At 57.0% G+C, this 24,459-nt stretch carries 35 protein-coding genes; 31 read left to right on the top strand and 4 right to left on the bottom strand.

All coding sequences use genetic code 11. The features are described from left to right. The first annotated feature begins 91 nt into the window (after positions 1-91). The 31 genes from rpsG to rplQ all read left to right on the top strand — a co-directional run bounded on the left by rpsG (position 92) and on the right by rplQ (position 17,886). A complete protein-coding gene (gene rpsG, locus JC616_RS02590; RefSeq protein WP_019103492.1) occupies positions 92-562 on the top strand; it encodes a 30S ribosomal protein S7 in 471 nt (156 codons plus the stop codon). Between the two features lie 27 nt (positions 563-589). After that, positions 590-2,686, top strand: coding sequence for an elongation factor G (fusA, locus tag JC616_RS02595; RefSeq protein WP_107797909.1), 2,097 nt, complete (start codon positions 590-592; stop codon positions 2,684-2,686). 76 nt (positions 2,687-2,762) lie between these two features. After that, complete coding sequence (gene tuf / locus JC616_RS02600; protein ID WP_227106574.1) at positions 2,763-3,953, top strand: elongation factor Tu; 1,191 nt, start codon at positions 2,763-2,765, stop codon at positions 3,951-3,953. 15 nt (positions 3,954-3,968) lie between these two features. Continuing rightward, the gene (rpsJ, locus tag JC616_RS02605; RefSeq protein ID WP_011137734.1) at positions 3,969-4,280 is read left to right on the top strand and encodes a 30S ribosomal protein S10; all 312 of its coding nucleotides are present in this window, start codon (positions 3,969-3,971) and stop codon (positions 4,278-4,280) included. A gap of 158 nt (positions 4,281-4,438) precedes the next feature. After that, positions 4,439-5,083: a 50S ribosomal protein L3 gene (rplC, locus tag JC616_RS02610; RefSeq protein ID WP_107797928.1), complete on the top strand. Its 645-nt coding sequence runs from the start codon at positions 4,439-4,441 to the stop codon at positions 5,081-5,083. Then, positions 5,083-5,703 (top strand): 50S ribosomal protein L4, encoded by a 621-nt coding sequence (gene rplD / locus JC616_RS02615; protein ID WP_048413700.1) that lies wholly within the window; start codon positions 5,083-5,085, stop codon positions 5,701-5,703. The genes rplC and rplD overlap by 1 nt, the downstream gene beginning before the upstream one ends. Further along, a complete protein-coding gene (rplW, locus tag JC616_RS02620) occupies positions 5,700-6,008 on the top strand; it encodes a 50S ribosomal protein L23 (RefSeq protein WP_019100830.1) in 309 nt (102 codons plus the stop codon). The genes rplD and rplW overlap by 4 nt, the downstream gene beginning before the upstream one ends. Positions 6,009-6,019: 11 nt before the next feature. Next, a complete protein-coding gene (gene rplB, locus JC616_RS02625) occupies positions 6,020-6,853 on the top strand; it encodes a 50S ribosomal protein L2 (RefSeq protein ID WP_082158849.1) in 834 nt (277 codons plus the stop codon). Between the two features lie 6 nt (positions 6,854-6,859). After that, the gene (gene rpsS, locus JC616_RS02630) at positions 6,860-7,138 is read left to right on the top strand and encodes a 30S ribosomal protein S19 (RefSeq protein WP_019099947.1); all 279 of its coding nucleotides are present in this window, start codon (positions 6,860-6,862) and stop codon (positions 7,136-7,138) included. A gap of 9 nt (positions 7,139-7,147) precedes the next feature. Further along, on the top strand, positions 7,148-7,477 hold the full coding sequence (gene rplV, locus JC616_RS02635) for a 50S ribosomal protein L22 (RefSeq protein ID WP_019099946.1): 330 nt from the start codon (positions 7,148-7,150) through the stop codon (positions 7,475-7,477). Between the two features lie 10 nt (positions 7,478-7,487). Next, positions 7,488-8,189: a 30S ribosomal protein S3 gene (gene rpsC, locus JC616_RS02640; RefSeq protein WP_043594108.1), complete on the top strand. Its 702-nt coding sequence runs from the start codon at positions 7,488-7,490 to the stop codon at positions 8,187-8,189. Beyond that, positions 8,173-8,589 (top strand): 50S ribosomal protein L16, encoded by a 417-nt coding sequence (rplP, locus tag JC616_RS02645; RefSeq protein ID WP_019101458.1) that lies wholly within the window; start codon positions 8,173-8,175, stop codon positions 8,587-8,589. The genes rpsC and rplP overlap by 17 nt, the downstream gene beginning before the upstream one ends. After that, positions 8,589-8,777 carry a 50S ribosomal protein L29 gene (gene rpmC / locus JC616_RS02650; protein WP_011137725.1) on the top strand — a complete coding sequence of 63 codons (189 nt, stop codon included), beginning with the start codon at positions 8,589-8,591 and terminating at the stop codon, positions 8,775-8,777. The genes rplP and rpmC overlap by 1 nt, the downstream gene beginning before the upstream one ends. Position 8,778: 1 nt before the next feature. After that, the gene (rpsQ, locus tag JC616_RS02655) at positions 8,779-9,042 is read left to right on the top strand and encodes a 30S ribosomal protein S17 (protein ID WP_043594104.1); all 264 of its coding nucleotides are present in this window, start codon (positions 8,779-8,781) and stop codon (positions 9,040-9,042) included. A gap of 203 nt (positions 9,043-9,245) precedes the next feature. Next, positions 9,246-9,614, top strand: coding sequence for a 50S ribosomal protein L14 (gene rplN / locus JC616_RS02660; protein ID WP_019104491.1), 369 nt, complete (start codon positions 9,246-9,248; stop codon positions 9,612-9,614). A gap of 9 nt (positions 9,615-9,623) precedes the next feature. Then, a complete protein-coding gene (gene rplX / locus JC616_RS02665) occupies positions 9,624-9,938 on the top strand; it encodes a 50S ribosomal protein L24 (protein WP_048413703.1) in 315 nt (104 codons plus the stop codon). A gap of 10 nt (positions 9,939-9,948) precedes the next feature. Then, positions 9,949-10,488 (top strand): 50S ribosomal protein L5, encoded by a 540-nt coding sequence (gene rplE / locus JC616_RS02670; protein ID WP_019104493.1) that lies wholly within the window; start codon positions 9,949-9,951, stop codon positions 10,486-10,488. A 4-nt stretch (positions 10,489-10,492) separates the two neighbouring features. Beyond that, positions 10,493-10,798 carry a 30S ribosomal protein S14 gene (gene rpsN, locus JC616_RS02675; RefSeq protein ID WP_081546296.1) on the top strand — a complete coding sequence of 102 codons (306 nt, stop codon included), beginning with the start codon at positions 10,493-10,495 and terminating at the stop codon, positions 10,796-10,798. A 14-nt stretch (positions 10,799-10,812) separates the two neighbouring features. Next, entirely contained in the window at positions 10,813-11,208 is a 396-nt protein-coding gene (gene rpsH / locus JC616_RS02680) for a 30S ribosomal protein S8 (RefSeq protein WP_019104495.1), read from the top strand. 9 nt (positions 11,209-11,217) lie between these two features. Then, entirely contained in the window at positions 11,218-11,751 is a 534-nt protein-coding gene (rplF, locus tag JC616_RS02685; RefSeq protein WP_019104496.1) for a 50S ribosomal protein L6, read from the top strand. A 13-nt stretch (positions 11,752-11,764) separates the two neighbouring features. Next, positions 11,765-12,118, top strand: a complete 354-nt coding sequence (rplR, locus tag JC616_RS02690; RefSeq protein ID WP_048411919.1) for a 50S ribosomal protein L18 — start codon at positions 11,765-11,767, stop codon at positions 12,116-12,118. Positions 12,119-12,131: 13 nt separating this feature from the next. Beyond that, positions 12,132-12,650, top strand: a complete 519-nt coding sequence (gene rpsE / locus JC616_RS02695; protein ID WP_043594101.1) for a 30S ribosomal protein S5 — start codon at positions 12,132-12,134, stop codon at positions 12,648-12,650. Further along, positions 12,643-12,828: a 50S ribosomal protein L30 gene (gene rpmD, locus JC616_RS02700; RefSeq protein ID WP_011137715.1), complete on the top strand. Its 186-nt coding sequence runs from the start codon at positions 12,643-12,645 to the stop codon at positions 12,826-12,828. Before rpsE ends, rpmD begins: the two co-directional genes overlap by 8 nt. Positions 12,829-12,831: 3 nt before the next feature. Continuing rightward, positions 12,832-13,263 carry a 50S ribosomal protein L15 gene (gene rplO, locus JC616_RS02705; protein ID WP_048413704.1) on the top strand — a complete coding sequence of 144 codons (432 nt, stop codon included), beginning with the start codon at positions 12,832-12,834 and terminating at the stop codon, positions 13,261-13,263. 11 nt (positions 13,264-13,274) lie between these two features. Next, positions 13,275-14,594 (top strand): preprotein translocase subunit SecY, encoded by a 1,320-nt coding sequence (gene secY / locus JC616_RS02710; protein ID WP_039755684.1) that lies wholly within the window; start codon positions 13,275-13,277, stop codon positions 14,592-14,594. A 263-nt stretch (positions 14,595-14,857) separates the two neighbouring features. After that, a complete protein-coding gene (rpmJ, locus tag JC616_RS02715) occupies positions 14,858-14,971 on the top strand; it encodes a 50S ribosomal protein L36 (RefSeq protein ID WP_011137711.1) in 114 nt (37 codons plus the stop codon). 70 nt (positions 14,972-15,041) lie between these two features. After that, complete coding sequence (rpsM, locus tag JC616_RS02720; RefSeq protein WP_048411917.1) at positions 15,042-15,404, top strand: 30S ribosomal protein S13; 363 nt, start codon at positions 15,042-15,044, stop codon at positions 15,402-15,404. 19 nt (positions 15,405-15,423) lie between these two features. Then, entirely contained in the window at positions 15,424-15,819 is a 396-nt protein-coding gene (rpsK, locus tag JC616_RS02725; RefSeq protein ID WP_008955659.1) for a 30S ribosomal protein S11, read from the top strand. Between the two features lie 18 nt (positions 15,820-15,837). Beyond that, positions 15,838-16,458 carry a 30S ribosomal protein S4 gene (gene rpsD / locus JC616_RS02730; protein ID WP_043594097.1) on the top strand — a complete coding sequence of 207 codons (621 nt, stop codon included), beginning with the start codon at positions 15,838-15,840 and terminating at the stop codon, positions 16,456-16,458. Positions 16,459-16,481: 23 nt separating this feature from the next. Then, on the top strand, positions 16,482-17,465 hold the full coding sequence (locus tag JC616_RS02735) for a DNA-directed RNA polymerase subunit alpha (RefSeq protein WP_039755788.1): 984 nt from the start codon (positions 16,482-16,484) through the stop codon (positions 17,463-17,465). A gap of 25 nt (positions 17,466-17,490) precedes the next feature. Next, the gene (gene rplQ, locus JC616_RS02740; protein WP_048411916.1) at positions 17,491-17,886 is read left to right on the top strand and encodes a 50S ribosomal protein L17; all 396 of its coding nucleotides are present in this window, start codon (positions 17,491-17,493) and stop codon (positions 17,884-17,886) included. A gap of 287 nt (positions 17,887-18,173) precedes the next feature. Here rplQ and gmtX read toward each other — a convergent pair whose 3' ends face one another. From gmtX to JC616_RS02760, 4 genes are all read right to left on the bottom strand, one after another. After that, positions 18,174-18,836 (bottom strand): gamma-mobile-trio protein GmtX, encoded by a 663-nt coding sequence (gmtX, locus tag JC616_RS02745; protein WP_227106578.1) that lies wholly within the window; start codon positions 18,834-18,836, stop codon positions 18,174-18,176. After that, positions 18,833-21,379: a gamma-mobile-trio integrase GmtZ gene (gmtZ, locus tag JC616_RS02750; RefSeq protein ID WP_227106580.1), complete on the bottom strand. Its 2,547-nt coding sequence runs from the start codon at positions 21,377-21,379 to the stop codon at positions 18,833-18,835. The genes gmtX and gmtZ overlap by 4 nt, the downstream gene beginning before the upstream one ends. A 79-nt stretch (positions 21,380-21,458) precedes the next feature. Next, the gene (gene gmtY, locus JC616_RS02755) at positions 21,459-22,853 is read right to left on the bottom strand and encodes a gamma-mobile-trio recombinase GmtY (protein ID WP_227106581.1); all 1,395 of its coding nucleotides are present in this window, start codon (positions 22,851-22,853) and stop codon (positions 21,459-21,461) included. A 647-nt stretch (positions 22,854-23,500) separates the two neighbouring features. Continuing rightward, the gene (locus JC616_RS02760; protein WP_227106583.1) at positions 23,501-24,412 is read right to left on the bottom strand and encodes a glutaminase; all 912 of its coding nucleotides are present in this window, start codon (positions 24,410-24,412) and stop codon (positions 23,501-23,503) included. Positions 24,413-24,459 lie beyond the last annotated feature (47 nt).

Below are 24,459 nucleotides of genomic sequence, written 5' to 3' on the forward strand. Positions count from 1 at the left end.
GGCCTGATCAACACTCAGGGTCGTCTAGTAAGTGACTGCTCCATTGGGTAGTCATGAGCCAAAGCTCAACTGAATAATCTAAGGAAGTAACATGCCACGTCGCAGAGAAGTCCCCAAGCGCGAAATCCTGCCGGATCCGAAGTTCGGTTCCCAGGACCTGTCCAAGTTCATGAACGTAGTCATGATCGATGGCAAGAAATCCGTTGCAGAACGCATCATCTACGGTGCTCTGGAACAGATCGAAAAGAAATCCGGCAAGAATGCCCTGGAAGTATTCAACACCGCTCTGGCCAACGCCAAGCCGGTTGTTGAAGTAAAAAGCCGCCGTGTAGGCGGTGCCAACTATCAAGTTCCTGTTGAAGTACGTCCGTCGCGTCGTATGGCTCTGGCCATGCGTTGGCTGCGCGACGCTGCGCGCAAGCGCGGCGAAAAGTCCATGGACCTGCGCCTGGCTGGTGAGTTGCTCGACGCGGCCGAAGGCCGTGGCGGCGCGATGAAGAAGCGTGACGAAGTGCACCGTATGGCAGAAGCCAACAAGGCCTTCTCGCACTTCCGCTTCTAAGCAGACCCACTATTTAAGGTGTAGATCGTGGCAAGGAAAACCCCCATTGAGCGTTACCGTAACATCGGTATCTCCGCTCACATTGACGCCGGTAAGACGACCACTACCGAGCGTATTCTGTTTTACACCGGTGTGAACCACAAGCTGGGCGAGGTTCATGACGGCGCTGCCACCACCGACTGGATGGAGCAGGAGCAGGAGCGTGGCATTACCATCACCTCCGCTGCTGTGACCACCTTCTGGAAAGGTATGGGGATGCAGTTCCCCGAGCACCGCTTCAACATCATCGACACCCCGGGACACGTGGACTTTACCATTGAGGTAGAGCGTTCCATGCGTGTACTGGACGGCGCGGTGATGGTGTACTGCGCGGTGGGTGGCGTTCAGCCCCAGTCTGAAACCGTATGGCGTCAGGCTAACAAGTACAAAGTTCCGCGTATCGCCTTCGTGAACAAGATGGACCGTCAAGGCGCCAACTTCTTCCGTGCGGTTGAACAGGTGAAGACTCGCCTGCGCGGCAATCCGGTGCCCATCGTCGTGCCTATTGGCGCTGAAGATGGTTTCACCGGCGTGGTCGATCTGTTGAAGATGAAGGCCATCATCTGGGATGAAGCGTCCCAGGGCATGAAATTCGAATACGGCGACATCCCGGCCGATCTGGTTTCCGTGGCCGAAGAGTGGCGCGAGAAAATGGTCGAAGCCGCTGCCGAAGTCAGCGACGAGATGATGGACAAGTACTTGGGCGGCGAAACGCTGACCGAGGAAGAAATCATCGCCGGCCTGCGCGAGCGTACCCTGCGTTGCGAAATTCAGCCGATGCTGTGCGGCTCCGCGTTCAAGAACAAGGGTGTTCAGCGCATGCTGGACGCCGTGATTGAACTGCTGCCGGCGCCGATCGACATTCCGGCCATCGCGGGTGAAACCGACGGCAAGCCGGCCGAGCGTCACGCTTCCGACGACGAGCCGTTCTCGGCTCTGGCGTTCAAGCTGATGAACGACCCGTACGTTGGTCAGCTGACCTTCTTCCGCGTCTACTCCGGTGTGGTGAAGTCCGGTGATACCGTGCTGAACTCCATCAAGGGCAAGAAAGAACGTATCGGCCGTATCGTGCAGATGATGGCGAACGACCGTATCGAGCTGGAAGAAGTGCGTGCCGGCGACATCGCCGCCGCCATCGGCTTGAAAGAAGTAACCACCGGCGAAACCCTGTGCGATCTGAACGCCGAAATCATCCTGGAGCGCATGGAGTTCCCGGAGCCGGTGATTCACGTTGCCGTTGAGCCGAAGACCAAGGCCGACCAGGAGAAGATGGGCGTTGCCCTGAACCGCCTGGCCAAGGAAGACCCGTCGTTCCGCGTGCGTACCGACGAAGAATCCGGCCAGACCATTATTTCCGGTATGGGCGAACTGCACCTGGAAATTCTGGTTGACCGCATGCGGCGTGAATTTGGCGTTGAAGCCAACGTTGGCGCTCCGCAAGTGGCTTACCGCGAAACCATTACCAAAGTCGTTACCGACGTTGACGGCAAGCACGTCAAGCAGTCCGGTGGTAAGGGTCAGTACGGCCATGCAGTCATTACTCTGGAGCCGTCCGGCGAGGGCAATGGCTACAAGTTTGTCGACGAGATCAAGGGTGGTGTGATTCCGCGCGAATTCATCCCGTCCGTGGACAAGGGTATTCAGAACACCCTGTCCAGCGGTATTCTCGCCGGCTTCCCGGTGGTGGACGTTACCGTGCGTCTGACCTTCGGTTCCTACCACGACGTCGACTCCTCGCAGATCGCGTTCGAACTGGCTGGTTCCCTGGCTTTCAAAGAAGCCATGCGCCGTGCCGGTCCGTGCATCCTCGAGCCGATGATGGCGGTGGAAGTGGAAACTCCGGAAGAGTACATGGGCGATGTGATGGGCGACTTGAACCGTCGTCGCGGCATCGTTCAGGGTATGGACGACGATGGTTTGGGTGGCAAGAAGATCAAGGCCGAAGTACCGCTGGCCGAGATGTTCGGTTACTCCACCGACCTGCGTTCCGCTACCCAGGGTCGTGCGACTTACTCCATGGAGTTCAAGCACTACTCCGAAGCTCCGAAGCATGTTGCCGACGCCGTAATGGCCGCTCGCAAGTAATGCGCGCTGAGGCTGGCCGGGCCGAAAGGTCCGGTCAGTCCCGATCTAATGTTCTTTAATTAAGGATTTTTGCAAAATGGCAAAAGAAAAGTTTGAGCGGACCAAACCGCACGTAAACGTAGGCACCATCGGTCACGTGGACCATGGTAAAACCACTCTGACCGCTGCTATCACCACCATTCTGTCCAAGAAGTTCGGCGGCGAAGCCAAAGACTACTCCCAGATCGACAGCGCGCCGGAAGAGAAGGCTCGTGGTATTACCATTAATACCGCTCACGTAGAATACGAAACCGAGTCCCGTCACTACGCTCACGTAGACTGCCCGGGTCACGCCGACTACGTTAAGAACATGATTACCGGTGCTGCCCAGATGGACGGCGCTATCCTGGTGTGCTCGGCCGCTGACGGTCCGATGCCGCAAACCCGCGAACACATCCTGCTGTCCCGTCAGGTTGGCGTTCCGTACATCATCGTGTTCCTGAACAAGGCCGACCTGGTGGACGACGCTGAGCTGCTGGAACTGGTTGAAATGGAAGTTCGCGATCTGCTGTCTTCCTACGACTTCCCGGGCGACGACACCCCGGTGGTGATCGGCTCCGCTCGTCTGGCGCTGGAAGGCGACCAGTCCGAATACGGCGAACCGGCCATCTTCAAGCTGGCTGCTGCTCTGGATTCCTACATCCCGACTCCGGAACGCGCCATCGACAAGCCGTTCCTGCTGCCGATCGAAGACGTGTTCTCGATCTCCGGCCGCGGCACCGTGGTAACCGGTCGCGTAGAGCGCGGCATTGTTAAAGTCGGCGAAGAACTGGAAATCGTGGGCCTGAAGGCTACCGCGAAGACCACTTGCACCGGCGTGGAAATGTTCCGCAAGCTGCTGGACCAAGGTCAAGCCGGCGACAACGTGGGCGTGCTGCTGCGCGGCACCAAGCGTGAAGACGTTGAGCGTGGTCAGGTACTGGCTAAGCCGGGTTCCATCACCCCGCACACCAAGTTCCAGGCTTCGGTATACGTACTGAGCAAAGACGAAGGTGGCCGTCACACCCCGTTCTTCGCGAACTACCGTCCGCAGTTCTACTTCCGCACCACCGACGTAACGGGCGCCGTTACTCTGTCGGAAGGCGTGGAAATGGTAATGCCGGGCGACAACGTGGAGATCACGGTTGAGCTGATCGCTCCGATCGCCATGGAAGATGGTCTGCGTTTCGCCATCCGCGAAGGCGGTCGTACCGTCGGCGCCGGCGTTGTTGCCAAGATCATCGCTTAAGGATCGGAGAATCTAATGTCTAGCCAGAAAATCCGCATCCGCCTGAAAGCTTTCGATTACAACCTGATCGATCGCTCTGCTCAGGAAATCGTTGAAACCGCCAAGCGCACCGGCGCCGTTGTTAAGGGCCCGGTTCCGCTGCCGACCAAAATCGAGCGTTTCAACGTTCTGCGTTCCCCGCACGTGAACAAGACTTCCCGCGACCAGCTGGAAATCCGCACTCACCTGCGTCTGATGGACATCGTGGATCCGACCGACAAGACCGTCGACGCTCTGATGAAGCTCGACCTGCCGGCCGGTGTTGATGTGGAAATCAAGCTGCAGTAATCGCTTAAGTTCAAGGGTTTGCGAGCTAAGTTCTTGCGATTCTTGAATTTTCTGTGATACATTAGCGGACTCGCCATTTTGGCGAGTCCGTTTTTGTTTTTTCTGTCGTGTTTTTTATGCCGGTCAATCGTAATCGGCGCCTGAAAAAGGAAATAAACATGAGTTTAGGTCTTGTCGGTCGCAAAGTCGGCATGACCCGCATTTTTGCCGAAGATGGCGCAACCATCCCGGTAACTGTGCTGGACATGTCCGCTAACCGCGTCACGCAAATCAAAACTGCTGAAACCGACGGCTACAATGCCGTGCAGGTTACCTATGGCTCCAAAAAGGCCAGCCGTGTTGTTAAGGCTGCCGCGGGCCACTTCGCCAAGGCTGGCGTTGAAGCAGGTCTGGGTCTGGTCGAGTTTCCGCTGACCGCCTCCGATCTGTCCAACTTCAAGCCGGGCGATGCCATCGCTGTTGAGATCTTCACCGTTGGTCAACTGGTTGATGTAACCGGCACCTCCAAAGGTAAAGGCTTCTCCGGCGTGATCAAGCGTCACAACTTCTCTTCCAACCGTGCTTCCCATGGTAACTCGCGTTCGCATAACACGCCGGGTTCCATCGGTCAGGCGCAAGATCCGGGCCGCGTTTTCCCGGGTAAGCGCATGGCGGGCCAATACGGTAACGTCAAGAGCACCGTGCAGTGCCTGGAAATCGTTCGTGTCGATGCCGAGCGTCAACTGATTCTGGTTAAAGGTGCTGTTCCTGGCGCCAAGAACGGTGACGTTGTCGTTCGTCCTAGCGTGAAGGCAGGTGCGTGATGGAATTGAATGTAATCAATACCCAAGGCAAGGCTGTTGGCAGCCTGCAAGTGTCCGACTCTTTGTTCGGCCGCGAGTACAACGAAGCTCTGGTGCACCAGGTCGTTACCGCATTCCTGGCGAATGCTCGTAGCGCCAACCGCGCCCAGCTGACCCGTGCTGAAGTGAAGCACTCGACCAAGAAGCCTTTCCGTCAGAAAGGTACTGGTAACGCTCGTGCCGGTATGACTTCCACCCCGAACCGTCGTGGTGGTGGCCGTGCCTTCCCGAACAAGCCGGACGAGAACTTCACCCAGAAAGTTAACCGCAAGATGTTCCGTGCAGGCATGGCCGCGATTCTGTCGCAGCTGGTCCGCGACGAGCGTCTGATCGTGGTTGACGAACTGAACGTTGAAAGCCCGAAGACCAAAGAATTCGTTGGCGCCGTTCAGCCCATGGGCCTGGAGCAAGCTTTGTTCATCACTAGCGAGCTGAGCGAAAACCTCTATCTCTCTTCGCGTAACCTGACGAACGTGCTGGTTATCGAGGCGGTTCAAGCTGACCCGTACAGCCTGTTGCGCTTCAAGAAGACCGTGATCACTCGCGACGCTGTGAAGCAACTTGAGGAGCAGTGGGCATGAATCAAGAACGTCTGTTGCAAGTAATTCTTGCTCCCATCGTTTCCGAAAAGAGCACCATGATTGCTGAGAAGAACCAGCAAATGGCGTTCCGCGTTGCTAAAGATGCGACCAAGCCGGAAATCAAGGCTGCTGTTGAAATGCTGTTCAATGTAAAAGTTGAAGGTGTTTCCACTGTCAATGTCAAGGGCAAGGTTAAGCGCTTTGGCCGTTCCATCGGTCGTCGCAGTGACTGGAAAAAGGCCTACGTTAGCCTGGTGGAAGGTCAAGAAATTGATCTGACCGCTACCCCGGCCGCAGCGGAGTAAGGAGATAGAGCATGCCTATCGTTAAGGTAAAACCGACTTCCGCGGGCCGCCGTGCCGTTGTCAAGGTAGTAAACCCTGACCTGCACAAAGGTGCTCCGCACGCCGCCCTGTTGGAAAAGAAATCTTCCACCGGTGGCCGTAACCACAATGGTCACATCACCACGCGTCATCGTGGCGGTGGCCATAAGAAGCACTACCGCATCATCGACTTCCGTCGCAACAAGGATGGCATCCCGGCGAAAGTGGAACGCATCGAATACGATCCGAACCGCACCGCCCACATCGCCCTCCTGTGCTACGCCGATGGCGAGCGTCGCTACATCATCGCCCCGCGCGGTGTGAAGGCCGGCGCCGAGCTGTTGTCCGGCGCGGAAGCTCCGATCAAGGCCGGTAACGCTCTGCCGATCCGCAATATCCCGGTGGGTACCACTATCCACTGCGTGGAAATGCAGCCTGGCAAGGGCGCCCAGATGGTTCGTTCCGCTGGCGCATCCGCGATGCTGCTGGCTCGCGAAGGCGCTTACGCTCAGTTGCGTCTGCGTTCGGGCGAAATTCGCCTGGTGCACGTTGATTGCCGAGCGACTGTTGGTGAAGTGGGTAACGAAGAGCACTCCCTGCGCAAGCTGGGCAAGGCTGGCGCTACTCGCTGGCGCGGTATCCGTCCGACCGTTCGTGGCGTTGCCATGAACCCGGTTGACCACCCGCACGGTGGTGGTGAAGGCCGTACTGGCGAAGGCCGCGTGCCGGTTAGCCCGTGGGGTACTCCGACTAAGGGCTTCCGTACCCGTCGCAACAAGCGTACCGACAATATGATTGTACGCCGTCGCTATTCCAAAAAAGGGTAATTGACAATGGCACGTTCGCAGAAAAAAGGCCCGTTCGTTGATCTGCATCTGCTGAAAAAAGTAGATGCGGTGCGGGCAACCAGCGACAAGCGTCCGATCAAGACTTGGTCCCGTCGTTCGACCATCCTGCCGGATTTCATTGGTCTGACCATCGCTGTGCACAACGGTCGCACCCATGTGCCTGTTTATGTTTCCGAAAACATGGTCGGCCATAAACTGGGCGAATTCTCCCTGACTCGTACCTTCAAAGGCCACGCGGCCGATAAGAAGGCGAAGAAGAGATAAGGTGAAGCGATGAGAGTATCTGCAAATCTGAAAAGCGTTCGCCTGTCGGCACAAAAATGCCGCCTGGTGGCCGATCTGATCCGCGGCAAGTCCGTTGATCAGGCTCTGAATATCTTGGCCTTCTCCCCGAAGAAGGGCGCGGTAATCATCAAGAAAGTGCTGGAATCTGCCATCGCTAACGCCGAGCACAACGAAGGCGCCGACATTGACACCCTGCGTGTCACCGGCATCTTCGTTGACAAAGGCGCTAGTCTGAAGCGTTTCACTGCCCGTGCTAAGGGTCGTGGTAATCGCATCGAAAAGCAGACCTGCCACATCTCGTTGACCGTTGGCAATTAAGGGGTAAGAAATGGGTCAGAAGATTCATCCGACGGGATTCCGTCTTGCCGTTAACAAAAACTGGTCTTCCAAGTGGTTCGCGAATTCGCAGAACTTCCCGGAAATGCTGAAGCAGGATATCGAAGTTCGCGAATTCCTGAAAAAGCGTCTGGGTCACGCTTCGGTTGGCCGTGTGACCATCGAGCGCCCGGCTAAGTCCGCCCGCATCACCATCCACAGCGCCCGTCCGGGTGTTGTGATCGGTAAAAAAGGCGAAGACATCGAGCTGCTCAAGCAAGAACTGCAAAAGCGCCTGGGCGTTCCTGTGCATGTGAACATCGAAGAAGTTCGCAAGCCGGAACTGGACGCTCAAATCATCGCCGACGGCATCGCTTCCCAGCTGGAGAAGCGCGTGATGTTCCGTCGCGCCATGAAACGCGCTATGCAAAACGCAATGCGCATGGGCGCTCAAGGCATCAAGATCATGAGCTCCGGCCGTCTGAACGGTATCGACATCGCTCGTAGCGAATGGTACCGCGAAGGCCGCGTGCCGCTGCATACCCTGCGCGCAGACGTAGACTACGCAACCTCCGAAGCCAAGACCACCTACGGGATCATCGGCATCAAGGTATGGGTATACAAGGGCGAGCTCAAGCCGGGTCAAGTTCAGCCGGCTCCGGTAGCGACCGAGAAGAAATCGAGAAAGGGTGCTCGAAATGCTGCAGCCAACTAGACTCAAGTACCGTAAACAGCATAAAGGCCGCAACACGGGTATCGCTACTCGTGGCAACAAAGTGAGCTTTGGTGATTTCGGTCTGAAGGCGGTTGGTCGTGGTCGTCTGACCGCGCGCCAGATCGAAGCTGCGCGTCGCGCGATGACCCGTCACATCAAACGTGGCGGCCGCATCTGGATCCGCATCTTCCCGGACAAGCCGATCACCTCCAAGCCTGCTGAAGTTCGTATGGGCGGGGGTAAAGGCTCTCCGGAGTACTACGTGGCCGAAATCCAGCCTGGCAAGATGCTGTATGAAATGGATGGTGTTTCCGAGGAACTCGCTCGTGAAGCTTTCCGTCTGGCCGCAGCCAAGTTGCCGATCGCCACTGTGTTTGTAACTAGACAGGTAGGTCAGTAATGAAAGCGTCCGAACTGAAAGCCAAAACTGTTGACGAGCTGAAGGCGGAACTGCTTAGCCTCTTGAAGGCCCAGTTTGCTCTGCGTATGCAGCACGCCACTCAGCAACTCGCCAAGACCTCTGAACTGAAGAAAGTACGTCGCGACATCGCTCGCGTGCGCACCGTTCTGAAAGAAAAGGCAGTTTAAGATGAGCGAAACCAAAGTGGTACGTACGCTGACCGGTACCGTAGTCAGCGACAAGATGGATAAGACCGTGACCGTACTGGTCGAGCGCAAAGTAAAGCACCCGATCTACGGCAAAATTATCCGTCGTTCTAAGAAGTTCCACGCGCACGACGAGAACAACGAGTTCAAGGCCGGCGATATCGTTGTTATCAGCGAGTCCCGTCCGCTCTCGAAGACCAAGACGTGGGTGGTAACTGCCCTGGTAGAGAAATCCCGCCAGGTGTAAAGACTTGCAGGGGGCGAGAGCTCCCTGTATAATGGCCATCTTCCTACTCCTATCGAGTAGGAGTTCCGCCCTTACGGGGTCCAAAACTGGCCGTTGGATACGCCACAGTTTCTGTGGCGTTTCGTCTGTTTGGTCTTGCTCTTATGCGAGAAACCGGCAGGTGAGAGTGACGGATAAAGTTGGATTAGAAAGGTAATCATCACATGATCCAAATGCAGACCATGCTTGAGGTCGCTGACAATACAGGTGCGCGTCACGTTATGTGCATCAAGGTATTGGGCGGTTCCAAGCGTCGCTATGCAAGCGTAGGCGACATCATCAAGGTGACCATCAAGGATGCTGCTCCGCGCGGACGCGTCAAAAAAGGCGACGTTTACAACGCGGTTGTGGTTCGCACTGCCAAAGGCGTGCGTCGTCCGGATGGCTCGTTGATCAAGTTCGACGGCAATGCCGCCGTCCTGCTCAACAACAAGCTTGAGCCTATCGGCACTCGTATCTTCGGGCCTGTTACGCGTGAACTGCGTACCGAGCGCTTCATGAAGATCGTTTCGCTGGCTCCTGAAGTACTGTAAGGAGATCGCATGCGCAAAATTCGCAAGGGTGATGAAGTCGTAGTAATCACCGGCAAAGACAAAGGTAAGCGCGGCACCGTTCTGCGCGTTCTGGACGAGAAACTGGTTGTTGAAGGCGTGAATGTCGCCAAGAAACACCAGAAGCCGAATCCGGTGCGTGGCGTGGCCGGCGGCATCGTTGAAAAGACCATGCCTGTTGACGCATCGAACGTCGCCATTTTCAATCCGGCAAGCCAAAAGGCTGACCGCGTAGGCTTCAAGGTTCTTGAAGACGGCCGCAAGGTACGCGTGTTCAAGTCCAACGGCGAAGTCATTGGCGCGTAAGGAACAAAACATGGCACGTCTCTACGATTTCTACAAAGACACCGTAGTGCCTGAACTGATGAAACAGTTCGGCTACAAGTCGATCATGCAAGTCCCGCGCATTGAGAAGATCACTGTGAACATGGGTGTGGGCGAAGCTGTTGCCGATAAAAAGGTAATGGATTTCGCCGTGGGCGACCTGGAAAAGATCGCCGGCCAGAAGCCGGTTGTCACCACCGCTCGCAAATCCATCGCAGGCTTCAAGATTCGCGATCACTACCCGGTAGGTTGCAAGGTAACTCTGCGTCGCGAACGCATGTACGAGTTCCTGGACCGCCTGGTGACGATCGCGCTGCCGCGCGTTCGCGACTTCCGTGGTGTTTCCGCCAAGTCTTTCGACGGCCGCGGCAACTACAACATGGGCGTTAAAGAACAGATCATCTTCCCGGAAATCGAGTACGACAAGATCGATGCTCTGCGTGGTATGAACATTACTGTTACCACCACCGCGAAGACTGACGAAGAGGCCCGCGCTTTGCTGGCCGCGTTCAAGTTCCCGTTCAAGGGTTAAGCACATGGCAAAACTTGCACTGATTCAGCGCGAAGAGAAGCGTGTCAAGCTGGCTGCAAAATTTGCTGCCAAGCGCGAAGCCCTTATCGCGACTATCAACAATCAAAGCCTCTCGGAAGAAGAGCGCTTTGCAGCTCGCCTGCAACTGCAGCAGCTGCCGCGCAATGCTTCCCCGGTTCGCCAGCGTCGTCGCTGCGCCATCACCGGTCGTCCGCGTGGCGTATTCCGCAAATTCGGTCTGGGTCGTAACAAACTCCGTGAAATCGCTCTGAAGGGCGAGATTCCGGGGGTTGTGAAGGCCAGCTGGTAATAGGAGACACATAAATGAGCATGCACGATCCTATTTCCGATATGTTGACCCGCATCCGCAACGGCCAAATGGCTTCCAAGGTGGCAGTTTCCATGCCGTCTTCCAAGCTGAAAATTGCGCTGGCGCAGGTGTTGAAAGAAGAAGGCTACATCGAAGACTTCGCCGTTGCCGGCGAAGAGAAGAAGCCTGTTCTCGATATCCAGCTCAAGTACTATGCTGGCCGTCCGGTGATTGAGCGCATTGACCGCGTCTCCCGCCCTGGCCTGCGTGTGTACAAGGGCTCCACCGAAATCCCGAAAGTCATGAATGGCTTGGGCGTGGCTATCCTGTCCACCTCCAAAGGCGTTATGACTGATCGCAAAGCGCGCGCGGCCGGCATCGGCGGCGAGTTGCTGTGCGTCGTGGCTTAAGGGGGTCAAATGTCTCGCGTAGCTAAGAATCCCGTAGTCATCCCGGCTGGCGTCGAAGTGAAGTTCGGCGCTGCAGAAGTGACTGTTAAGGGCGCCCTGGGCTCCCTGAGCACCGCTCTGTGCGAAGAGGTAGATGTCAAGCTGGACAACGGCCAACTGACATTCGCCGCCAAGAACGACAGCAAATTCGCTCGTGCCATGTCCGGCACCCTGCGCGCGCTGCTGAACAATATGGTTACCGGCGTGTCCAAAGGCTTCGAGAAGAAGCTGCAGCTGGTAGGCGTGGGCTATCGTGCCCAGGCTCAAGGCGACACCCTGAACCTGTCTCTGGGTTTCTCCCACCCGGTGGCTCATCAAATGCCTGAAGGCGTTAAAGCTGAGACCCCGAGTCAGACCGAGATCCTGATCAAAGGCGCTGACAAACAGCGCGTTGGCCAGGTGGCTGCCGAAATCCGCGCTTACCGCGCTCCTGAGCCGTACAAAGGCAAGGGCGTTCGTTACGCTGATGAGGTTGTGGTTCTGAAAGAAACCAAGAAGAAGTAACTGAGGCACTGATATGGACAAGAAACAAGCTCGACTCCGCCGCGCACGTAAAACCCGTGCCCGGATCGCGGAGCTCAAGATGGTGCGTCTCACTGTGTATCGCACCAATAGCCACATTTATGCCCAGATCGTTGATGAGACCGGCAGCAAAGTACTGGCCAGCGCTTCTTCGCTGGAAGCCGACGTGCGCGCTGATCTCAAAAATGGCGGCAACGTGGCAACTGCAGCCGTGATCGGCAAGCGCATTGCTGAAAAAGCAAAAGCTGCTGGCATCGAGAAAGTTGCTTTCGACCGCTCTGGTTTCAAATACCACGGTCGTATGAAAGCGCTGGCTGACGCCGCTCGCGAACACGGTCTCGTATTCTAATTCGGAGTGAAGAATGGCTAAACACGAAACGGAAGATCGTGGCGACGGTCTGGTCGAGAAAATGATCAGCGTCAACCGCGTCACCAAAGTGGTTAAAGGCGGCCGTATCATGGCTTTCTCCGCCTTGACCGTGGTTGGTGATGGCGATGGCGGAATCGGCATGGGTAAGGGCCGTTCCAAGGAAGTTCCGGTTGCCGTACAAAAGGCAATGGAACAAGCTCGCCACAACATGGTTAAGGTTCCGTTGAAAAACGGCACTTTCCACCACACTGTGGTTGGCAAGCACGGCGCTACTACTGTATTCATCCAGCCCGCTAAAGAAGGTACCGGTGTGAAAGCCGGCGGCCCGATGCGCGCTATCTTTGATGCTATGGGTGTTCATAACGTCTCGGCGAAAATTCATGGTTCCACCAACCCGTACAACGTGGTGCGTGCAACTCTGGATGGTCTGAGCAACATCAACACCCCGGCGCAAATCGCCTCCAAGCGTGGCCTGAGCGTCGAGGACATCCTGGGGGTGAGCCATGAGTAACGCCAAGACTGTAAAGGTCACTCTGGTAAAGAGCCTGATCGGTCGCCTGGAGTCTCACAAGGCTTGCGCCCGTGGTCTGGGTCTGAAGAAGATTCGCCAGACTGTTGAAGTGCTCGATACCCCTGAAAACCGTGGCATGATCAACAAGATCAGCTACTTGTTGAAATTCGAGGGCTAAGCGATGCTGCTGAACACTGTACAGCCGGGTGCCGGCGCCAAGCATGCCAAGCGCCGTGTAGGCCGTGGCATCGGCAGCGGCCTGGGCAAGACTTGTGGCCGCGGTCACAAAGGTCAGAAGAGCCGTGCAGGTGGTTTCCACAAGGTTGGTTTCGAAGGCGGTCAAATGCCGCTGCAACGTCGTCTGCCGAAGCGCGGCTTCAAGTCGCTGAACGCAGGCAAGGTTGCCGAGATTCGCCTGTCCGAACTGAACCTGCTGCCGGTTGATGAAATCGACCTGCTCTCTCTCAAGCAAGCTGGTCTGGCTTCCATCCAGGTGACGTCCGCCAAGGTGGTGCTGTCCGGCAAGATTGAGCGCGCAGTAAAACTGCGCGGCGTTGGCGTAACTGCCGGCGCTCGCGCCGCCATCGAAGCTGCCGGCGGCAGCGTAGAATAAGGCAATAATCTGTGGCGAATACTTCTCTAGTGGCAAATGCCAATAAGTTTGGTGATCTCAAGCGTCGAATCTGGTTCCTGATTGGTGCCCTGATCGTTTATCGCATCGGTGCCCACATTCCGGTTCCGGGTATCAACCCTGCCGAGCTAGCGAAGTTGTTCCACTCATCGCAGACGGGCCTGCTCGACATGTTCAACATGTTCTCGGGCGGCGCCCTCTCGAGGTTTACGGTGTTTGCCATCGGCATCATGCCGTACATCTCCGCCTCCATCATTCTTCAGCTTGCCTCCGAGGTTCTTCCGAGCCTCAAGCAGCTGAAGAAGGAGGGCGATGCGGGACGTCGTAAGATAACCCAGTACACACGTTACGCCACCGTTTTGCTCGCGACTTTCCAAAGTTTCGGCATTGCGGTGATGCTGTACAAGCAGCCTAACCTGGTGGTGACTCCGCAGTGGGAGTTCTACCTGACGACAGTCGTATCGCTGGTAACCGGCACCATGTTCCTCATGTGGCTGGGCGAGCAGATCACCGAGCGCGGAATTGGCAACGGTATTTCGTTGATCATCTGCGCGGGTATCGCCGCAGGCGTTCCGGCTGCGATCGGCAAGACCTTGACTCTGACCAGTCAGGGTTCTTTGCCCATCCTGTTTGCCGTAGTGTTGTTTGTCGGAGTGATCGTAGTGACTTATGTGGTGGTGTACGCCGAGCGCGGCCAACGCAAAGTCCTGGTGAACTACGCCAAGCGGCAGGTAGGCAATCGCGTCATGCAGGGCCAGAGCACGCATCTGCCGCTCAAGCTCAACATGGCGGGGGTGATTCCGCCGATTTTCGCGTCCAGCATCATCCTGTTCCCGGCCACCGTTCTCGGTTGGTTTGGCCAGGGCGAGCACATGGGCTGGTTGAAGGGCATTGCAGACAAACTGCATCCCGGTCAGCCGATCTACGTGCTGCTGTATGCGGCGGCCATCGTCTTCTTCTGCTATTTCTACACGGCGTTGGTATTCAACCCGAAGGAAACGGCTGACAACTTGAAGAAGAGCGGTGCTTTCATCCCGGGTATTCGTCCAGGTGAGCAGACTTCCCGATACATCGAGAAGATCATTCTGCGGCTGACGCTGATTGGTGCGATCTACATCACACTGGTCTGCTTGCTGCCGGAATTCCTGATCTTGAAGTGGAACGTACCGTTCTACTTCGGCGGCACCTCGCTGCTGATCATCGTGGTGGTTACCATGGATTTCATGGCGCAGGTACAGTCTTACGTGCTGTCGCATCAGTACGAGAGCTTGCTGAAGAAGGCCAACTTCAAAGGCAACGCGCTCACGCGCTGACAACTTGAGCTCACGCTGGGTTATTGGCTAAGGAAGACACCATCCAGATGCAGTGCGAAATTCCGAAGTTCGCTTCGGAGTTTTGCTTGTGAATGGACACGTGGTAACCGGGCACTTCAGACGGGGTGCGATTGCGAAGGCATTCGCATCCAATCTGACGGCGGTTTGGGGCGAGGGGAATCCCCCCGCGGTCCTGCCTGTCCCGGATAGTGTTCCGTGCGAAATAACGCACTTGCTCTTTTAGAGGATTGAAAGGAACTGACATGCGAGTACAGCCTTCGGTAAAGAAGATTTGCCGCAACTGCAAAATCATTCGTCGCAATCGCGTAGTTCGCGTGATTTGCACGGATCCGCGTCACAAGCAAAAACAAGGCTAACATTTGTTAGACCTGGATTTGCGTGTTACAATCGCAAACTTTTCAAGGTCTTAAGGCTTAAGGAAAGAGTATGGCCCGTATTGCAGGGGTAAACATCCCCAATCATGCGCATGCCGTTATCGGCCTGCAGGCAATTTTTGGCATCGGTCAGACTCGCGCCCAGCAGATTTGTGCTGCTGCCAGCGTGAACCCTTCCACGAAAGTGAAGGATCTGACGGACGCCGAGATGGAAACTCTGCGTGACGAAGTCGCCAAGTTCACCGTTGAAGGTGATCTGCGCCGCGAAGTCACCATGAGCATCAAGCGTCTGATGGACATGGGCTGCTATCGCGGCTTCCGCCATCGTCGTGGCCTGCCGTGCCGCGGTCAGCGCACTCGCACTAACGCTCGTACCCGCAAGGGACCGCGTAAGGCGATCGCCGGCAAGAAGTAATCAATAGGAACAACAGATAATGGCTAAAGCAAACACAGCAGTTCGTGTACGCAAGAAAGTGCGCAAGTCTGTTAGCGAAGGTATCGTGCACGTGCACGCTTCGTTCAACAACACCATCATCACGATCACCGACCGTCAAGGCAATGCATTGTCTTGGGCTACCTCTGGCGGCGCTGGTTTCAAGGGCTCGCGCAAGAGTACACCCTTTGCTGCTCAAGTAGCAGCAGAGCACGCTGGTAAAGTTGCCCAAGAATACGGTGTGAAGAACCTCGAAGTTCGTATCAAGGGCCCGGGTCCGGGTCGTGAATCCGCTGTTCGCGCACTCAACGCGCTGGGTTTCAAGATCACCAGCATCTCCGACGTGACGCCGGTACCGCACAACGGTTGCCGTCCGCCCAAAAAACGTCGTATCTAATTCGGAGAGTGTGAGAACATGGCACGTTATATCGGCCCTAAGTGCAAACTCGCTCGTCGTGAAGGCACCGACCTTTTCCTGAAGAGCGCACGTCGTGCACTGGATTCCAAGTGCAAACTGGATAGCCCTCCGGGCCAGCATGGTGCTCGTAAGAGCCGCCTGTCTGACTACGGTGTGCAACTGCGTGAAAAGCAGAAAATCCGTCGTATTTACGGTGTACTCGAGCGTCAGTTCCGCAATTACTTTGCGGAAGCTGTGCGTCGTAAAGGCTCCACGGGTGAAAACCTGCTGAAGCTGCTCGAGGCCCGCCTGGACAACGTTGTATATCGCATGGGCTTTGGCTCCACTCGCGCCGAAGCGCGCCAGCTGGTTAGCCACAAGGCTATCGTTGTGAACGGCCAGGTTGTGAACATTCCGTCCTACCAGGTTAAAGCCGGTGACGTAGTGTCCGTCCGTGAAAAAGCCAAGAAACAGGCCCGTATCGTAGAAGGTCTGGCTCTGGCCGAGCAGGGTGGTTTCCCGTCTTGGGTCCTGGTTGACTCCAAGAAAATGGAAGGCACTTTCAAATCCGCTCCGGAACGTTCCGAACTGTCTAGCGATATCAACGAACAACTCGTTGTGGAATTCTACTCCAAGTAATCGCTAGCTCTTAGGGAATGACTATGCAAAACAGCGCTTCGGAATTTCTGAAACCTCGTCTTATCGACGTTCAGCCGGTTTCCGCCACTCACGCTCGTGTGTCGATGGAGCCGTTCGAGCGCGGCTACGCTCATACTCTGGGTAACTCGCTGCGCCGGATTCTGCTGTCGTCGATGCCGGGCTATGCTCCGACCGAAGTGACTATCGCTGGCGTTTTGCATGAGTATTCCGCACTTGATGGCGTGCGCGAGGATGTCGTTGACATCCTCCTCAACCTCAAGGGCGTAGTGCTTAAGCTGCATGGTCGTGACAGTGTCGTTCTGTCCTTGAAAAAGGACGGCGAAGGCGCTGTCTTGGCTGGCGATATCGAACTGCCGCACGATGTGGAAGTGATCAATCCGGACCACGTGATTTGTCACATCTCCTCTGGCGGTAAGATCGACATGGAGATCAAGATCGAAAAAGGCCGCGGCTATCAGCCGGTGTCGGTTCGATCCAATCATGAAGACAACCGTTCCATCGGTACCATTCAACTGGACGCTTCCTTCTCGCCGGTTCGCCGCGTGAGCTTTGCTGTGGAAAGCGCCCGTGTTGAGCAGCGTACCGACCTCGACCGCCTGGTACTCGATATCGAGACCAACGGCGTAATCGAGCCGGAACAGGCAGTGCGCAACGCTGCCCGTATTCTGATGGATCAACTGTCGATCTTTGCCGATCTCCAAGGCACAGCGGTTGAAGAAGTCGTTGAAAAGGCGCCGCCGATCGATCCGATCCTGCTGCGTCCGGTAGACGATCTTGAACTGACGGTTCGTTCGGCCAACTGCCTGAAAGCTGAGAACATTTATTACATCGGCGATCTGATCCAGCGTACTGAAACCGAGCTTCTGAAGACTCCGAACCTCGGCCGCAAGTCGCTGAACGAGATCAAGGAAGTTCTCGCTTCCAAAGGCCTGACTCTCGGGATGAAACTCGAGAACTGGCCGCCTGCTGGCCTCGAAAAGCCGTAAGGTTTGAGATAAAAGGACATTAACAATGCGTCATCGTTACAGTAATCGTAAACTGAACCGCACGACCAGCCATCGTCTGGCGATGCTGCGTAACATGGCCAACTCGCTGCTGAAGCACGAAGTGATCGTGACCACGCTGCCGAAAGCCAAGGAACTGCGTCGTGTGGCCGAGCCGTTGATCACGCTCGGCAAAAAGCCGTCTCTCGCCAACCGTCGTCTGGCGTTTGACCGCACTCGTGACCGCGATATCGTGGTTAAACTCTTCGACGTGCTCGGCCCGCGCTTCTCCGCCCGCAACGGCGGCTATGTGCGTATCCTGAAGTACGGTTTCCGCAAGGGCGACAACGCCCCGATGGCTCTGGTAGAGCTGGTGGACCGTCCGGAAGATGCCGTAGCGGTTGAAGACAACTCCGCCGAGTAATCGACGAAGTTGAGGAAAAAGCCAGGCGCAAGCCTGGCTTTTTTCATTGCCGTAAAAGAAAAGACCCGCCAATGGAACTTATATCCTAACGGTACATAGTTCGTGAGTAAGTGGCTACGAAAGCTTTTTAGTAAAGCCTTCTCTGCATCAAAGTCTTGCGATGTAGAAATACATCATAATGCATAGTAACTTCCAAGCGCCGGCGGTAACGTCGGCGCTTTTCGTATTATGCGACTTGTATCTCTGGGGGGCCAGATTCCATACTCGTCGTGAGGGCGCAGCCGGTGTCATTCGCCCAGCACCTTGCGGATTCCCCGGGCAAAGCCCACCTCAAAAACCGTCCGCCCACGTTCGTTGACGATTTCGCCGTGGCTGCCTTCGCGCAGGCCGCGCTCTTCCAGATAGTCGGTCGATACTGCCTTCTGTAAGGCTTCACGCTCTGATGGAGTCAGCTGTGCTGCCAGCTCTAGCACGGCCACTGGAGACACGCTGGGGACAGTCGAGAAAGTTGCTCCCAGTGGACGACGGTCGACGGTCACTTGCGTGTTGCCCCTTAGGACATTGAGTTGCGCCTTGAGCTTATCCCGTTCGACGATAATAGCCTGCATGATGGAGCGAATGGCTGGGTCCTCAATTCGCATCAGGTATTCGTGGCTCGCCAGCGTCTTTGGAGGCTTAGACGCGGGCGGCCCGGCGTAGGCCACCCAGGCTTCGATAAGCGCCCGGTAGTCGGCGGACTGGGCATTGTAGAGCGCTCGACCTTTCAGGATGCCTTCTGCTTCAGCCAAGCGACCGATGGTAGGCAGCGAGAAGTCACGGGAGCCGGTGGCATGCTGCTTGCGACACAGTTCGTGCATCTTCGTCAAGTTCGCCCGTTTATTGGAGCGCCCGCCCTTGGCGAGTAGCGACTCAAGTACTGCGTCCGGGTGGATGTCTGTCACACCATTCATGCATCATCTCCCGTGAGGGCCTGGTGCCCGATGGGAAACGCTTGGGCGCGATTTGTCGTGGCCAGCAGTGAGGAAAGGTCCATGTCGAAGTGCTGGCTAAGGCTTACGCCGGCATCCATTAGGCGGATCACATCCCGTTGGCCAAGTGCTGGATTCGCTGGGTTCATCTGCTGGGCGAGGCGGCGCATGAAGGCGTTGCCTACGAGCAGTTGTTCCTGTTCGTTCAACAGCATGAACATGGGAGGCCGGTTTTCACGGTAAAGGACCGCATCGAGCAGTTGGCTGCGGCGGAACACCGCCTTGCCCGGTTCCAGGTCGGGGTAGACCTCGACGTTTTCGCATACACTGGCGAGCTGGAGCAATTCCGACTCCGTTTCCTCGAAGGCGACATGCACGTCGCACACCGTGCCGGTGGCCACCAACGGGGTACCTTTTTCCTGCGGTGCGTCGAGCGCCGCCTTGCAGCGTTCGATGAGACGCCAGCAGGCTACGAGGTCCTCCGCGAAGTCGCTGAAGTGCTTCATGGCGCCCTCCCACACCCGTTCGGCCTTCTGGTAAGCATCCATCCGGGCGAACGGCCGGCCCGCATCCTCTGCATCAGCTTTCTGTTTCTTCAAGCCCTGAAGCTCATTTTCGCGAGTGAGACAGGCATTGCGCGCTTCGTCGAAGTGGTAGGCAAGTGTGTTGAAGTGGGCGGCCAACGCCGGCAGGTAGTGCGGCTCGGTCACAAACCAGCGACAACGCACGCAGTTCCGACTTCCGCCCGGAACGGGCCCGTACTTCGGATTCATTGACGAAGAACCCTTGGCAATCATCGACCCACCGTTATAGCAGCCGCCCACCGCACCGTTCTCTTCGACCTCACTGGTATTGCCGCCGACTAGGCACAGGCCGTGGTGCATCGGCATCCAGCCCGCCGGGTTGCGTGCGGCCGGATGCTGCGGAATTGCGGCGGCGAGGCTGGGTACGCTGTTGCAGATGGTCTTTTGCAAGAGTTCGTTATGCTCGGTGTCGAGCAGGAAGTGCTGGATGCTCGCCTCCTTGTTCATCTCCAGCCGCTCCGCCGCGCGGAGCAGCACGTCGCGGATGTGCGTTGCGCCAGGTTTGATGTAATACAAGGTCATTAACAGGCGACTGTGGCCAACGAGTTTCTGGAGGACAGGGAAAGGCACTTGCCCTTCCAGGGCCAGCGCGGTGATGAGGGAGACGCGCAGGCTGTGCAGCGGGAAGAGCGTTGTTAGCCTTCTGTTCTGATCTTCCTCTGGTGGGAGGAATCGAATCGGCATGCCGTTGCGATGAGTTTCACCTCGGTCGGCGAGTCGCTGCTCTAGTGCTTCCAACAGAGGAAACCACGTTGCGAATAAAGTATGTATCCTCAGGGGAAGCTGACGCTCGCTCTCGGCTGCCTCGGGCAAGCGGAAGAGGAAGCAAGTGTCAGGATAGCCTGCGAGTTGCATCTCGCTCTTTCCATTGAGGTGACGGCCGTCCAGATCCCTCCAAGAGGAACGCTGCGAGATGGGGTTATATTGCTCCTGCCAGTTACGCAGCTTTTCCAGCCAGTAGAAGACATCCTGCTGCACCGGCCCACCAAAGGACCACGGTAATACGTAACCCTTCTCGGGACCGGACTTGGCGATATCAGCGGTCTTGTTGGTATTGATGTAGAGTACGGTCGATATGGACTCGCCATCGGTGAGTAAGCTGCGGCGGCGGAACACCCCCTGTTGCAGCGGTCTCCGTTCATTGCCATGCGCGAGCCGGCTCGAATTCAACGTCCAACTCCCTGCCGCGTAGCGCCAGGTATCCGCTTCGCCCGAGTCCAGCATACGGACCTGGAAGGTGCGCAACGGTAAGATGAGTTTCACAAGCAGGGCTACCCAGCGGACCGGACTCCACATTTCCAGGCGGGTAGTGCCATTTTTCATTGTACGCTCACGCCACACGCAGTCTGGGTCACTCCGGTCAATCTCGGTTTCGGATACCTCAAACCAATCAGGACCGCTTCGCCCACGCTGGCCAATTTCAGCGCCCAGTCCACTCTGCGCCCACTGCCAGTCACGAAAGTGAGGTCCTGCCGCGAGCATCTGTCGCAGTTCGTCTATGTAGCCGTAGGGTAGCGGCGAATGGACACTCTCGTCGCGCTTCGGTAGGCCACTCTTGGACATCCTTGGCACCGGGTTATGGAATACCGGCGAGACCACAGGGGGGCTGAAGTCATCATCTGCTTCGCTGAACTCGCTCAGTAGCACAAAGTGCAGAAAGGTATGGATGTAATTATTGTATTCGATGCCGCTGCCAGAGTCTGGGCAGGATGTTCGGTAAAAATCGGGCAGGACCGTATCACGTGCGAGGAACACTGCAGGGGCGAGCGGCAGCTTCTGCTGGATAAGGTAGCGCACAAAGAAGACTGCCAAGGCTTCCAGCCGCCCGTGAACACGCTTGGTCTCCCCCTTTAACCACTCTACCGCCAGGATTCGCCAAGAATCGAGCTGTGGATAGTCCCGCGCAACCCAGCCGAGGGTCACATCCGTACTACGCTTCACTCTTTTGGCTTTTGGGGCCGGAATGGTAGATGCTTTCGACTCAGTTGTGTTCGTCTTTTTTGTCATGAAAGTCAATGAGTTATTTAAGTTCAATGCCTGGCAATAGGCTAAATGCAGACTGTATTCTGGTGTGATTGCCTTGCAGTCGCTGCATGGCTGCTTCGAGCGCAGCCAGGGCTTCGTGGGTGCTGGCCTGGGTGTAGACCTCCTGGCTTTCCAGCGAGGCGTGATGCATGAAACGACGGATGAGAGCCTTGTCGACGCCGGCGATTCGCAGGCGGCGGCCGTAGGCGTGGCGGTGGCCGTGTGGCGTCGTGCCCAGAGCCTTGCCCACCGTAAGTCCGATGCGCTCGCACGCAGCGGCATGAGCCTTGTTGTACTGGGAGAGCGAGTACATGGCACCGATGGGCTCGCGGTGCAGGTTGATGAAGGCGAAGGGGTGGTCGCGCTCAATACGTGCGACCTGTTCCAGGTAGCGGTACCAGAGAAGTTGAAACCATTCGCCGTATTCCGGCAAGAACCAGTACGCCTGCTTGTAGTAGGCCCCATCGTGTGTGCCCCCCTTCCAGCCGGCGTGCCGGCAGTTCATTAGGTCGGTGCGGTGTGCGAGGCCGAACTGATGGGCGAGGTATTCCGCTCGGTTACCTTTACGTGGTCGTCCCCGCTCGTCGCGCCAATCGGCGGGTGCGGCACCGTAGCTCGGGTGATGGATGAGGACCTTGGCCTGGGATGGATTGGTGGAGTCCGGGAACACATCCGAGATGTACAGGTGGAAAGGCTCCGATTCGCGGAAGCCCGCGCCGTGCAGCAGCAGAGTGATAAGCATGCTGCGATAGTCGTAGCGCCCGGCTGCGCAGAATCCTTGGACCAGCAGCTTCTCGAAGTGCTCCTCTGGGAAGGCTGGCGGCTCGCCCTTTTCAACTTTGGGTAGGCGCCGGCTCCGGACGTGGTGTCCGCTCCCGGCGGGAGAGGTGTTCGCTGCCCACGTGTGACCCAGGAAGGCCTTGCTGCGTCGGTATTGGTAAGCAGCCTGGTCGGTCTGTCGGTCGAAGGCCCCACCTACATAGCGTGGATTCACCTTGGCCGCCTCAGGGCGCATCTCGCCAAGCCAGTCGAAGAAGTCGGTCAGGTGGGTGATGATGTGCGAAGCATCCTGCGGTGAACGTGGTGACCAGCACAGGTTGCTAGGGTCGAGGCCAGTCTCCCGATCGAAGGTCCCGGTGTAGAGCCGCTGGGCAAAGTTCTGAAATAGTCGGTAAGTGTCACTTTCAGCCGGATTCGTCTGCAGGTACTCGAGGAACATCCGCACCGACCGGATTACCTTCGTCATCCACGCCAGGCTGCGGTCGTGGCTGCGATAGAGGAAGTAGTCGAGCAGTGGCTCTAGCACGCCAACTGGCGTCAGAAGAACCGGAAGCTCCGTATAGATACCCGTAGCGTCGGTGTAGACGCGGGCTTTGACTTTTACGAACACAAAGTGGGCTCTATCTGTACATTGCGCTGGTCAAAACACCCATCCGCGGCCTTCTCCAACGACCTGATGCGTCTCGCTGACCACGATGAGCGTCTTGCCACGATGCACCAAGCAGAAGCTCGGCATGAGGTCAGCGTCGACACCGGCTGTGGACGTTGTGTCGCTAAGAGTACCAATCCAGACATAGCGGTGGGTTTCGTGGCACGCCAAGTAGTAGCCGGAGGCATCGCATTGCTCCAATCGAGAAGTTATGAGGCGCTAGCGGGCAGACGTTATACAGCACACACGCAAGCGTAGCAACGACGCCAAAGGTCAAAGCGCTCTCGTCAGATGCCTGTCAGAAAGATTAAGGGCAGTAGTGGAAGGCAATCAGGCTAGTCAGCCAACTGACCGTACTGGGCGGGCAACGAGTTGGGAGTGGGTCTGACCCTGACTTATAGATCAGAGCGGTCGTGCATAGAACCGGGTTCTTTTTACATACTATGTCAAATCAGGGTATAGCTTTGTATGTAGCGGTGCGAAAAAATACCCCTCAGAGAGGGGTGTCGGTGAGAAATTTGCCTAAAAAGACCCTAACTATGTATCCCTACCTGGGGGGAATAACCTAGAGCGGGTTTTTCTTTGTGGGCTTTTATAAAGGCCCGCGCTTAAAAAATCGATAAGCCGGTACGCGTGGTGAAGCGATCCAGCGCTTCCAGGCCCAACACCGAGTTGCCCTTGCCGTCCAGTTCCGGGCTCCATACGGCGATGCTCATCTTGCCGGGGATGATGGCGAGCATGCCGCCGCCAACCCCGCTTTTCACCGGCAGGCCCACGCGGTAGGCGAATTCGCCGGCGGCGTCGTAAGTGCCGCAGGTCAGCATCACCGCGTTGATCTGCTTGGCCTGGCTGCGGCTCAGCGATTGCCGGCCGTCGCGGGTAATGCCGCGGTTGGCGAGAAAGAGCCCGGCATTGGCCAGTTCCACACAGTTCATCGCGATGCTGCAGCTGTTGAAGTATTGCTGCAGCACGGTCTCCACCTCGTTGTCGAGGTTGTCGTAGCTTTTCATGAAGTGGGCCAGCGCCGCGTTGCGGTGGCCGTGGGCGCGTTCGGATTCGGCGACGCGGGCGTTGCCGCACAAGGTGGCGTTGCCGGACTCCTGCCGCAGGCGGGCCAGCAGCGCGCCGTGGGCGTCTTCAAAATGGCTGACGGCGCGGTCGGTCACCACGAGGGCGCCTGCGTTGATGAAGGGATTGCGCGGCACGCCGTCCTCGTACTCCAGCTGTACCAGCGAGTTGAACGGGTTGCCGGACGGCTCCTTGCCGACATGGCTCCACAGGGCGTCGCCGTCCGCCTCCAGCGTCAGCGCCAGCATGAAGGCCTTGGAAATGCTCTGGATGGAGAAGGGGACGGCGGCGTCTCCGCAACGGTAGTGCCGGCCGTCCAGAGTGGTGACGGCCATGCCGAACTGGCGGGGCGGCACTTCGGCCAGCGCCGGGATGTAATCGGCGACGCGGCCCTGGCCGTAATAGGCGAGGACTTCGCCGTGGATTTGATCGAGTAGGTCTTGCAGATTCATTAATCTATTCAGCATAAAGCGGTAAAAACGCCGGCGGACCGGCGTTG

Origin of the sequence: Chromobacterium rhizoryzae (assembly GCF_020544465.1) — a bacterium.
In the GTDB taxonomy this organism is placed as follows: Bacteria; Pseudomonadota; Gammaproteobacteria; order Burkholderiales; family Chromobacteriaceae; genus Chromobacterium.